The organism is Acetobacter sp. DmW_136 (assembly GCF_008690365.1).
GTDB classification, from domain to species: domain Bacteria; phylum Pseudomonadota; class Alphaproteobacteria; order Acetobacterales; family Acetobacteraceae; genus Acetobacter; species Acetobacter oryzifermentans.
This window is the reverse complement of sequence record NZ_VHON01000038.1, coordinates 1-9,723: the sequence shown is the minus strand read 5'-3', so window position 1 is coordinate 9,723 and position 9,723 is coordinate 1. Positions and strand designations below refer to the sequence as shown.

The window sequence follows — 9,723 nt, the reverse complement described above, 5'->3', positions numbered from 1 at the left end:
CGTCTACCTCGGACGGGTTGAACTCGGCGCCGCATGGACCCGCCGCTCCAACGAAGGCCGCACCTATCTGAGCCTGAAGCTGGACGATCCCTCCTTCGCCGCCCCAATCTTCGCCAACCTGTTCACCGACGAGGAAGGGGAAGGCTACACCCTCATCTGGACCCGGCCGCGCAGCCGGAACGGGGAGTAATGTCCCCACCACCAACCCCGCCCGGTCTCCCCGGGCGGGGCCTTCCGGGCTTCTTTTCCCACGTGCTTTTCCGGGGCGCGGGCGGCAGCGCTGGTCGCCCGACGTGAGGCACAGGAGGAATACGAGGCTTTCCCTCAGCCTTCCCATTGTACCATGCGCGAGGGCGAACCGCGTCAAGGACACGTGGTCCCCCCAATTTTGCCCGACGCACCCTTCGGGCACGCCGAACAAAATCGGCTCCCCCACGCGCCGGCAGGCCGGTCGCCTGCGGCGATCCCTGACCCGGTCCACCCCGGCATGAGCCGTCCGTCCTGTCTTCGAGAAACGAAAGGAGCAGGACGATGACCACGTTACACGACCACATTCAGATGCTGCGTGCCGAACTGACCAGCTTTCACCTGAGCCGTCGCGAGCGCCGACAGATCGAGCGCGAACTGGAGCATGCCATGGCGCAGATCGCAGCGACGCACCGGCGCTCGGACGAATGAGCCGGGCGGAACGGCAGTCCCATGCATGTAGGTGGGGAACACTTCTGGTAAGCCTGTTTGAGCAAAACATCCCCGCCAGATCATATTGGGTACATCTTTTTTTCTGGAATAACTACCGAACGGTACGTATTATAATGTCCCATAATGTTTGCCGGAGGTGGAGATGATTGTCATCGGGTTCATCTCGTGGGTCTTGGGGATCGGACTGCTCTGTTGGGTCTTCTTTAGCCTTGTATCCATTGTCGTGCCCACAATGGCGGGACTGATCGTCTTCTTCTGGACATATCGCATGGGTGCCGGATTGGCGGCCGTTCTTCCTGCCATTATTGCTGGTAGTCTCGTACTATGGCTATTTCGGGTAGCGCTGACGACGGCCCGGCGTCCCGAAATCAGACTTGCCGTAGTGCTTGCCTTCTGTTTTCCGGCCTCTGTTGCGGGATACTTCGCCACAACTGGATTGGCCGAGATCGGCATTTCTTCTCCGCTCATGCGGATCATCCTCGGAGTGTTGGGTGCCGCTGTCGTCGGGGCGGCCTCTTTTGCGCGGCTTGCCCCTGACGCTGATCTTGTGACCGGAACATTCCCTTCTCGACGCAATTAGCGCGTCCCTGGCGCTGTTCGGGCGCAACGGACGTTTGCCGACACGAACCGATCAGATGCTGCTTGTGATTGATCTTTGGATGACGCGTCCACGTGATGACAGGAGATTGGCCGACGATGGAGACACGACCCGATTGGTATAGTCCCGGATTTCTGGACAGGGCGTTCACGCTCGACCTCCCTGATTTTGCGCAGGAGTTCCTCTCCCTGAATCAGGATTATGTGCGTGGATACCATGCATTTACCGGACTCTCCGACTCAGACGAGACGGTCCGCCAGCGCAATCTCGATGCTTTTGCACGTCAGTGGGGCCTCCGATTTCCCTGTTGACCCGTCCATCCCTGCGTGGGCTGCCCCTGCGCTTTGGGCGGCGGAGGCTCTCTCTGCCATCATCGCGCTGGTCCGCGCCCCTGAAATCTACACAGCCGCCACATTTACACCCCTGATCCTGACACCACACATTCATGCCGCAACCGCCGATGACGGCCTTCACGTCATCATGGGAGATCGGGCCGGACCGCTGCGGTTATGGATCGCCGATGACTGCCACGGCAGACCCGCTGTCGTGATTCCTCTTGATGAATCCTGTTGGGTACGTCTTCATCATTTGCGTCGCTTCATCGAGCATCTGTATGGCAGGAGGAGCGGTCCGTTGCCCAACGTCTTTCGCCCCACACGCTATAGAATCAGGCGTCTTGCCCACGCCTTGCAGGCGCTCACCGCCAAACGTTCCGGCGCCACGGCGCGTGACATCGCGGCCCTGACGGACCCCGAAGTGAAGTCTCTGAGCGGCTCTCTGTGGAAAGACGTTCACCAGCGTGCCCGCGTCGAACGCCTGCTGACGCTTGGGGAGCAACTTGCCGCCGGCGAATACCTCGCCTTGCTGCAATATGGTCGTCGTGCATTTCCGCAGACGACATCGCACACTCCCTGCTGAAAACAACCGTCTTCTCCATAAGGTGTTCTGATTCGCCTCGCCAGTAAACGCGACGCGGCGCCCACTGAACATAGTCTGTCTGCCGTGCTGATGGGGTGGACGATTCCTTGGGAGCCCCCTGTTTTCGTCCACCACCCCCGGCCTTTTTTTTCGCCAGTCTCCGCCCCGGTACGCGGCGTTACGCCACGTCCTGTTTCAGTGGAGAATAGTCATGGTCAGGAAAAGGCCCCAACCGAGACCGGCCCGGCATCTGCGGACCCCACAGGCTGCTGAATGGCTCGGTATTTCACCAAGAACACTTGAACGATACCGCACAATTGGCGGTGGTCCTGTCTTCTACAAGCTCGGTAACCGCGTCACCTATACAACTGGAGATCTGAAAACATGGGTCGAAAACGGCCTTTCAAAGTCTATTTTCTCTAAAAATTACATCCTCATGCGCGCGGGTGTCGCACGGCGCGGAAAGGGGCGATCATGACCCCCTGCATGCCCCGTCTCTTCATGTCCAACGCGTTCTTTGCGCTGGGGAAGGGACGCCGTCACGCCCCGCTGCGCTTCAGGCAGGGCAGTCAGAACATCCTCGTTTCGTCTCCGATGGCGCTTGCGACCATATGGGACGCTGACATCCTGATCTGGGCAACATCGACGATGATTGCGGCGCAGCGTTGCGGCGCCCCGATCCCGACAGTCCTTCAGGCCACACGGTATGAGATCCTCGGCTTTCCGGGGCGCTGCGTCTCGGGTGGGTATTACGAGCGTCTGCCAGACGGGCTCGAACGCCTCAGCCGGACCAATGTCGTCATGAGCGCGTCAGAATGGACTGATGAGCAGACCGGCGCGCCGTGGATCGAAGACTGGCGGATCTCCGCCGGCTTCGTCCAGATCCGTCTCGCCGGCTGGGTGCGCGAAGCGGTTCTCACGCCAAGGGCCGTGCTCGCGCTTGACCCGGCGTATTTTACCCTCACTAGCGGTCTCGAACGACTGCTCTACCTGATCGCACGCCGCCATGCTGGACGGCAACGTGACGGGTGGGTTTTCGAGGTCGCCCATCTGCACCGCAAAACAGGAATTACCCAGACGCTCACAGCGTTCGTGGCGATCCTCCGGCGCATAGCCCGCAGCAACCCGCTTCCCGGTTATCGCATCGAACTGTCCGATCTGAACTGGCCGGAACGCGTGCGCCTGAAGCCCGCTCTCGATGCATCTGTGGATAAGTCTGTTGATATCCCTGTCGATAATTTTGTGCGGACACGCCTATCGACCAGTGAATCCACGCCTATCGCGTGCGAAAACCATCGATAAGGGACTGGAAAACAATGACAAATCGTCTCTCTCTAAAGAGTCTAAATAGACTCTCTTTGTACATGTGTACCGCGTGCGACCCAATGTATGGCCCATGGCGTGCGATCTTCTTCGCGCCGCAGGGCTGCGACATACGCCGAACCAATATCGGGAACGGTCCGTTTTTCCCGTCTCCTGTTCCACCTCGTCGGAGCCGTGGCCGCCACCTGAGCGGACGACGCGGGCAGGGCGCTGCGGAGACATCGTCATGACGCTGCTCTGCGGCGACTGCCGCAACCTCATGCCGGCGCAGGGGCCGTATGACCTGATCCTCGCCGACCCGCCCTACGGCGAAACCTCCCTGTCGTGGGATCGGCGCGTCGAGGGCTGGCTGCCGCTGGCAGCACAAGCCCTGACGCCGTCCGGTTCGCTGTGGGTGTTCGGTTCCCTGCGCAGCTTCATGGCGACCGGGACGGACTTCCGCACGGCCCGCTTACGGCTCGCGCAGGAGATCGTCTGGGAGAAGCAGAACGGCAGCGTGTTTCACGCCGACCGCTTTCGGCGTGTTCATGAACTGATCGTGCAGTTCTATCCCGCGACCGCCCGCTGGCAGGACATCTACAACGAAGTGGCTACCACGGACGACGCCCGGGCGCGGACGGTGCGCCGTAAGCACCGCCCGCCGCACACCGGCGCCATCGCGGCATGCACCTATCGCAGCCTCGACGGCGGCCCGCGTCTCGCCCGCTCCGTGCAGCGTTTCCGCAACGTTCATGGGCGCGCCATCCACCCCACCGAAAAGCCGGTGCCGCTGCTCGACCTGCTGGTGCGCGTGAGCTGCCCGCCTGACGGCCTCGTCGGCGACTGGTTCGCCGGGTCCGGCGCGGCCGGCGTCGCCTGCCGACTGGCCGGCCGCCGCTATGTCGGTTGCGAAATCGACCCGGACATGGCGCGGCGCGCCCGCGATCGCCTTGCCACCATCCTTCCCTTTCCCGTCGGAGAACCGTCATGAACGATCTTCGTGCTCCTACCGGTGCGCAGCTCGATCTGGTCTGGATCGAGACCCGCATCGAGCACTGGTTGCGCTTCGGCATTCCCGAGACCAGCGTCAGAATTGACCGCCACAGACGCCGCGTGAGTTTCGCAGCAGGCGATGTGTTTGCCCTGATGCGCTGGCTTGCCAGCGACACGGGCGCCGTCACGGTGTCCATCGACATTGTGCGAGTTATGCCGCCGGGCGAGCCATGCGCCGTTCTGCCATGGATCACGGGCGCTGCCGACAGGCTGCTGCGTCAGACCGGCGACGGGCCAGTCCGCGCGGTGCTCGATGCTATCACCCGCATCGAACGGCAGCCGTTTGACCCGCGCACTGTCTGCCCGGATTACTGGCGCGATCTCGACGCGCGACTGCGGGCCGGGCTGCGGCCCCCTCTTTACTGTCGCGCCCGCCATGAGGCGTGGCTCTGGCGGAGAACCGCGTCATGACCCGGCGCGGCTGGTTGTTCACCACCTATTTCGCAGCACTCACGACACTGGCGACGACCGGTATCTCGCCCACGCCACACTGGATGTGGAACGCCACCGCCAGCGTGCCGGTCGGGCTGTATCGGGTCACGCCGACGGCCGCTCTGCGCGTCGGCGACATCGTGGCGCTGCATCTGCCCGAGCGCGACGCGACGCTGCTGGCGACGCGCGGCTACCTGCCCTTCGGCGTGCCGCTGCTCAAGCCGGTTGCAGCACTCGCCGGTCAGACCGTCTGTCGTGTCGGCCTGCGTGTCACCATCGACGGGAAGACGGTCGGAGAGGCCAAAGCCGTTGACCATCGGGGGCGTCCGCTACCCGGGTGGCGAGGGTGCCGTCATCTCGCGCCGGGGCAGGTCTTCGTCATGAACCCGGCGGTCCCGGCCAGTCTCGACGGACGCTATTTCGGTGTCCTGTCGGCCGACACCGTGATCGGTCGTGCCACCCCTGTCTACCTGCGCACGGGCGAGGCAGAGCCACCGCCTCCGCAGTTCGCAGCGCTTCCGGATCTGCCGGACCCGCGACCACGGTTCCCCACGATGCTGGTGCGTCCAGCGGTTCAGCGGCCGCCCGAGCCGCCGCTCGAGTGACGTCGCCAGACCTTTTCACAATCCCTGACACGAAAGCTCTCAACCCATGACCCACATCGGTGTCTTCACGCGCACGGCGAGCGGCTTTGCCGGCCGCCTGCGCACACTCGCCCTTGACGCGGAACTGACCGTCGTTCGTGCCGAGAACGCGAACGCGGAGCACGCGCCCGATTATCGCATCCATCTCGGCGATAATGCCGAAGCACCGGAGATCGGGGCAGGGTGGACCCGTACCGGGGAACGAGCTGGCGAATATGTCTCGGTGCTGCTGGATGATCCTTCATTTGTCCAGCCGATCCGCGCCACCCTGTTTCAGGCCGGTCGTGGCGGTCGTGTCTGGAACCTCGTCTGGACGCGCGCTGCCAGGCGTCAGGGAGGCCGGGAATGACGCTTGCCCGTCTCCGGCTCGGCTATGCCGACCCGCCCTACGTGAACTGCGCCCACCTCTATCGCGGACAGCCGGACTACGCGGGCGAAGTCGATCACGCAGCACTCGTCCGACATCTCGATGCGACCTATGACGGCTGGGTGCTGCACGCCGCCGCGACACCGGCGTCGATCGCTACGCTGGCCCCACTCGTCATGGACACCGGTGCGCGCTGGATGGTCTGGGTCAAAGGCTTCGCTGCCTTCAAGCGCAATGTGCCAGTCGCCTATGCGTGGGAGCCGGTCATCATCAAGGCGGCGCGGCGCCCTGTCGTCAGCCGTCGCCAGGTGATGCGGGACTGGATTCAGGAGAGCATCACCCTGCGTCGGGGACTGACCGGAGCGAAGCCCGAGGCGGTGTGCCACTGGGCGTTTGAGTTGCTGGGCGCCCGGCCCGACGACGTGCTGGACGATCTCTACCCCGGCACCGGAGCCGTGACCCGGGCATGGGAGTCGTGGCGACGGAAGTTCGTCCTGCCACAGCTCTCCCTCTCGCCGCCGAAACGTCACCCGGATGATCCACCGCTGGACATGCTCATGCCGGAGGATTTGTGATGTCGACACCGGTTTTCTGTCGATGGGGCACCCTGACGGTTGCCCGGTTCGGGCTCGCGCTGGCGCTCTCGCCGGTTCCGGTCCATGCACAGGATCTCGACCCACTGGTAAGGGAGGCGGCTCGTCAGGCTGCTATCCCGCCGTCATGGATACACGCCGTACTGCGCATCGAGAGCGACGGCGATCGGCATGCCATATCATCGGCGGGCGCCATGGGGCTGATGCAGATCATGCCCGCCACCTGGCGTGACCTGCGCCGTGCCCTCAATCTCGGCGCTGATCCTTTCGACCCGCATGACAACATCGTCGCCGGCGCCGCCTATCTGCGCTGGCTGCACGACCGCTACGGGGACGCCGGGTTTCTGGCCGCCTATAACGCCGGTCCCGGACGCTATGACGAGCATCTGGCGACCGGTCGACCGCTGCCCGACGAGACGCGGGCTTACGTGACTGCGGTCGCACGTCGGATGGGGGACAACGCTGTTTCGACATTTCTTCGTCAACTGCCGAAGGCTTCGCCAGTCTCGCACATTTCCACCGAGAAGCTGTTCGTCGGTCCTGTGCGGGCTTCAACGAGTGGGACGATGACGACCGGCGTGAGCCTTGTTCCATCGGCTTCACCATCGGATCTCTTCGTTTCGGTCGGCTGGAGGGATGGACCATGACGGCATGGTGCATGCTGGCTCCTGCCTCGTTGCCACGTCCGGGTTTGGATGGGCACAGAAGGACGCTGGGGGAGGGGGTTGCGTATAGGCAGGATAAAAGCCGCGAGGTGCGGCACGGTTGGGGGTGGTTTTGTGGCGGGTTTCTGCGGATTTTCGGCACCCTCTGCGAGGTGCGCGGAGCTTTGAAGCCTGCCGGTTCCCGTTTCTGGCGGTTTACCGCCATTTCGCGCACATCGCGGGCATTAGCATGAAGAATGACGACGATTTCCGGGTTCGTCCCGGACGCATCCGTTCCCCTGGCGCCCAGCGTGCACGTCCCTTTATCGCGCAGGCCCTGGCGGCAACCCAGCGTGCTGGGGGCATGGGGCGGGGACGTCAGGGAACTGGAGGAAGTGGTCGCTCGACCTTCGGGCGTGGCCGTGTCGCGAGCGCGCATGCCAACCGGTTTCTGACCACCCGATCGCGTGGGGTGGTGATCAAGGCCCGCGTGGTGAAGCACGGCCCTCGGGCCGCACCGCTGACGCCCCACCTGCGTTATCTGCGCCGCGAGGGCGTCACGAAGGACGGCGCGAAGGCAAAGATGTTCGGCCCGGAACAGGACGAAGTCGATCCCAAAGCCTTCGCCGAGCGCTGTGCCGATGACCGTCACCATTTTCGTTTCATCGTCTCGCCAGATGATGCGGTGGAAATGGCGGACCTGAAGCGCTTCACGCGCGATCTTATGATGCAGGCTGAGCATGATCTCGGCACGAAGCTCGACTGGGCGGCGGTTGATCACTGGAACACCGAACATCCCCATGTCCATGTCATCGTGCGCGGCAAGGCGCAGGACGGCGAGGACTTGGTAATCTCGCGCGATTACATCCGTGAAGGCATGCGTGGTCGTGCGCAGGAACTCGTGACCCGCGAGCTTGGTGTGCGCAATGACATCGAGATCCGGCGTGCCGTCGAACGTCAGGTCGAGGCGGATCGCTGGACGCAGCTTGACCGCCAGCTTCAGCGCGATGCAAATGAGCACGGGATCATCGACATGCGTCCCACGCCCGATCGCCGGTCCGATACGTTCGAGGTACTCAAGGTGGGCCGTCTCCGGCGCCTGGAAGGCTTGGGGCTGGCGCAGCAGATCGGGCCGGGTCGGTGGGCGTTGGAGGAACACGCGGAGGCCACGCTGCGTGAGATGGGTGAGCGCAACGACATCATCAAACGGATCCACCGTGGTCTCGCCGAGCAGGGCGTCGAGCGCCCGCAATCCTCGTGGGTGCTGGCCGCCGAGGAAACCGCCCATCCCGTCATCGGCAAACTGGTCGGGCGCGGGCTGGATGATGAGCTGAAGGGTACGGCCTTCGCAGTGGTGGATGGGATCGATGGGCGTACGCACCACATCCATCTTCCGAGCCTGGAGGCAACCACCGACGCTCCAATGGGGGCGATCGTTGAATTGCGCCGGTTCGAGGACGCAAAAGGACGGGCACGTGTTGCGTTGGCGGTGCGGTCGGACTTCACACTAGACCAGCAGGTGGAGGCGCAGGGGGCGACGTGGCTGGACCGACAGGCTGTAGCGAAGGAACAGCCGGAACTCGGGGGTGGTTTCGGGGCTGAGGTGCGGGATGCGATGCGTCAGCGCGTTGATTATCTCGCACGGGAGGGGTTCGCACAACGGGAAGGGGGGGAGCGCGTCAAGTTCGAGCGTGGCTTGCTCACTGCGCTCCGTAATCGGGAGGTAAGGGCACTGGGCGAAAGGCTTGCGCTGCAGGAGGGAAAGGCCTTCGACTTTGTTGCTCCTGGCGACAACGTGGCCGGTGTCTATCGGAAACGTCTTGCTCTTGCATCAGGGCGGTACGCGATGATTGACAACGGCTTGGGCTTTCAACTTGTCCCGTGGACGCCATCTCTGGAGAAACAGATCTGCAATGCGGTCTCCGGGGTGGCGAAGAGCAATGCATCTATCGCCTGGGAATTCTCGCAGCGACGGGAGGCGGGGATTGCGATGTGAGCTAAACAGACAAATCGAATGTGAACGATATCAACGCTGTCGAGTTTTGGTCTAAATTAAACAAACAATCTATAATGGTTGTCTCAATCTTTACGTAAATATACAAAGTGGTTTTGCCTCAAGCCCCCATAATAAACCTGAAAATATCTCTTTTATAGACCTACGAATCCACTTCGTTGAAAACCTCAGGTTTAAAGTTCTTCCCCCATAAGAAGATCCTTCGGCGTCGCCTCAGAGAAGAGACAGAGCTTGGTGAAGTTTAGGTGTCCCTAGGGAAAAAGAGGAAGCTCTACCGACTCAGGCTTCGTCTGTCCTGACATAGCGGACCACAATGTCGCTCATTCTGATGATAAAGGGGGAAATAGGCGCGAATGGGCGGGCTAGACCTTAGAGCCTGATCCGAAAGTTTTTGAACAATACCAGCATGTTGTGATTCATTCGTCTTTGCGAAGAGATGGAGTGAATAGTGGCATGGAC

At 62.5% G+C, this 9,723-nt stretch carries 15 protein-coding genes; all 15 read left to right on the top strand.

Features of this window, described 5'->3' with window-relative positions; genetic code table 11:
- Positions 1-190: DUF736 domain-containing protein (locus tag FKW31_RS13095; protein WP_150178749.1), on the top strand; the 190-nt coding region annotated here is incomplete at its 5' end.
- Positions 191-531: 341 nt separating this feature from the next.
- A complete protein-coding gene (locus FKW31_RS16080) occupies positions 532-678 on the top strand; it encodes a hypothetical protein (protein ID WP_164076296.1) in 147 nt (48 codons plus the stop codon).
- A 289-nt stretch (positions 679-967) separates the two neighbouring features.
- The gene (locus FKW31_RS13085) at positions 968-1,279 is read left to right on the top strand and encodes a hypothetical protein (protein WP_150150575.1); all 312 of its coding nucleotides are present in this window, start codon (positions 968-970) and stop codon (positions 1,277-1,279) included.
- Positions 1,280-1,374: 95 nt separating this feature from the next.
- Positions 1,375-1,608, top strand: a complete 234-nt coding sequence (locus FKW31_RS16700) for a transcriptional regulator domain-containing protein (protein ID WP_370512885.1) — start codon at positions 1,375-1,377, stop codon at positions 1,606-1,608.
- Positions 1,514-2,215, top strand: coding sequence for a DUF2285 domain-containing protein (locus FKW31_RS13080; protein WP_237390106.1), 702 nt, complete (start codon positions 1,514-1,516; stop codon positions 2,213-2,215). The genes FKW31_RS16700 and FKW31_RS13080 overlap by 95 nt, the downstream gene beginning before the upstream one ends.
- A gap of 211 nt (positions 2,216-2,426) precedes the next feature.
- Positions 2,427-2,693, top strand: coding sequence for an AlpA family transcriptional regulator (locus tag FKW31_RS13075; RefSeq protein WP_081938982.1), 267 nt, complete (start codon positions 2,427-2,429; stop codon positions 2,691-2,693).
- Between the two features lie 8 nt (positions 2,694-2,701).
- The gene (locus tag FKW31_RS13070) at positions 2,702-3,517 is read left to right on the top strand and encodes a replication initiator protein A (RefSeq protein ID WP_157772959.1); all 816 of its coding nucleotides are present in this window, start codon (positions 2,702-2,704) and stop codon (positions 3,515-3,517) included.
- Between the two features lie 247 nt (positions 3,518-3,764).
- Complete coding sequence (locus FKW31_RS13065) at positions 3,765-4,508, top strand: site-specific DNA-methyltransferase (protein ID WP_035378666.1); 744 nt, start codon at positions 3,765-3,767, stop codon at positions 4,506-4,508.
- Positions 4,505-4,981 carry a DUF2840 domain-containing protein gene (locus tag FKW31_RS13060; protein WP_035378664.1) on the top strand — a complete coding sequence of 159 codons (477 nt, stop codon included), beginning with the start codon at positions 4,505-4,507 and terminating at the stop codon, positions 4,979-4,981. Before FKW31_RS13065 ends, FKW31_RS13060 begins: the two co-directional genes overlap by 4 nt.
- Positions 4,978-5,607 (top strand): S26 family signal peptidase, encoded by a 630-nt coding sequence (locus tag FKW31_RS13055; RefSeq protein WP_035378662.1) that lies wholly within the window; start codon positions 4,978-4,980, stop codon positions 5,605-5,607. The genes FKW31_RS13060 and FKW31_RS13055 overlap by 4 nt, the downstream gene beginning before the upstream one ends.
- Positions 5,608-5,653: 46 nt before the next feature.
- Positions 5,654-5,995, top strand: coding sequence for a DUF736 domain-containing protein (locus FKW31_RS13050; protein ID WP_035378660.1), 342 nt, complete (start codon positions 5,654-5,656; stop codon positions 5,993-5,995).
- Complete coding sequence (locus FKW31_RS13045; RefSeq protein ID WP_035378658.1) at positions 5,992-6,588, top strand: hypothetical protein; 597 nt, start codon at positions 5,992-5,994, stop codon at positions 6,586-6,588. Before FKW31_RS13050 ends, FKW31_RS13045 begins: the two co-directional genes overlap by 4 nt.
- The gene (locus FKW31_RS13040; RefSeq protein WP_081938981.1) at positions 6,588-7,253 is read left to right on the top strand and encodes a lytic transglycosylase domain-containing protein; all 666 of its coding nucleotides are present in this window, start codon (positions 6,588-6,590) and stop codon (positions 7,251-7,253) included. The genes FKW31_RS13045 and FKW31_RS13040 overlap by 1 nt, the downstream gene beginning before the upstream one ends.
- On the top strand, positions 7,250-7,504 hold the full coding sequence (locus FKW31_RS13035; protein ID WP_150150576.1) for a hypothetical protein: 255 nt from the start codon (positions 7,250-7,252) through the stop codon (positions 7,502-7,504). Before FKW31_RS13040 ends, FKW31_RS13035 begins: the two co-directional genes overlap by 4 nt.
- The gene (locus FKW31_RS13030) at positions 7,501-9,246 is read left to right on the top strand and encodes a VirD2 family relaxase/mobilization nuclease (protein WP_035353783.1); all 1,746 of its coding nucleotides are present in this window, start codon (positions 7,501-7,503) and stop codon (positions 9,244-9,246) included. The genes FKW31_RS13035 and FKW31_RS13030 overlap by 4 nt, the downstream gene beginning before the upstream one ends.
- Positions 9,247-9,723 lie beyond the last annotated feature (477 nt).

Coding starts and splice junctions, on each gene's coding strand:
- FKW31_RS16080 (WP_164076296.1), top strand. CDS start 532: ATGACCACGTTACACGACCACATTCAGATGCTGCGTGCCGAACTGACC.
- FKW31_RS13040 (WP_081938981.1), top strand. CDS start 6,588: ATGTCGACACCGGTTTTCTGTCGATGGGGCACCCTGACGGTTGCCCGG.
- FKW31_RS13035 (WP_150150576.1), top strand. CDS start 7,250: ATGACGGCATGGTGCATGCTGGCTCCTGCCTCGTTGCCACGTCCGGGT.
- FKW31_RS16700 (WP_370512885.1), top strand. CDS start 1,375: ATGACAGGAGATTGGCCGACGATGGAGACACGACCCGATTGGTATAGT.
- FKW31_RS13045 (WP_035378658.1), top strand. CDS start 5,992: ATGACGCTTGCCCGTCTCCGGCTCGGCTATGCCGACCCGCCCTACGTG.
- FKW31_RS13075 (WP_081938982.1), top strand. CDS start 2,427: ATGGTCAGGAAAAGGCCCCAACCGAGACCGGCCCGGCATCTGCGGACC.
- FKW31_RS13085 (WP_150150575.1), top strand. CDS start 968: ATGGGTGCCGGATTGGCGGCCGTTCTTCCTGCCATTATTGCTGGTAGT.
- FKW31_RS13070 (WP_157772959.1), top strand. CDS start 2,702: ATGCCCCGTCTCTTCATGTCCAACGCGTTCTTTGCGCTGGGGAAGGGA.
- FKW31_RS13050 (WP_035378660.1), top strand. CDS start 5,654: ATGACCCACATCGGTGTCTTCACGCGCACGGCGAGCGGCTTTGCCGGC.
- FKW31_RS13030 (WP_035353783.1), top strand. CDS start 7,501: ATGAAGAATGACGACGATTTCCGGGTTCGTCCCGGACGCATCCGTTCC.
- FKW31_RS13065 (WP_035378666.1), top strand. CDS start 3,765: ATGACGCTGCTCTGCGGCGACTGCCGCAACCTCATGCCGGCGCAGGGG.
- FKW31_RS13055 (WP_035378662.1), top strand. CDS start 4,978: ATGACCCGGCGCGGCTGGTTGTTCACCACCTATTTCGCAGCACTCACG.
- FKW31_RS13060 (WP_035378664.1), top strand. CDS start 4,505: ATGAACGATCTTCGTGCTCCTACCGGTGCGCAGCTCGATCTGGTCTGG.
- FKW31_RS13080 (WP_237390106.1), top strand. CDS start 1,514: ATGCATTTACCGGACTCTCCGACTCAGACGAGACGGTCCGCCAGCGCA.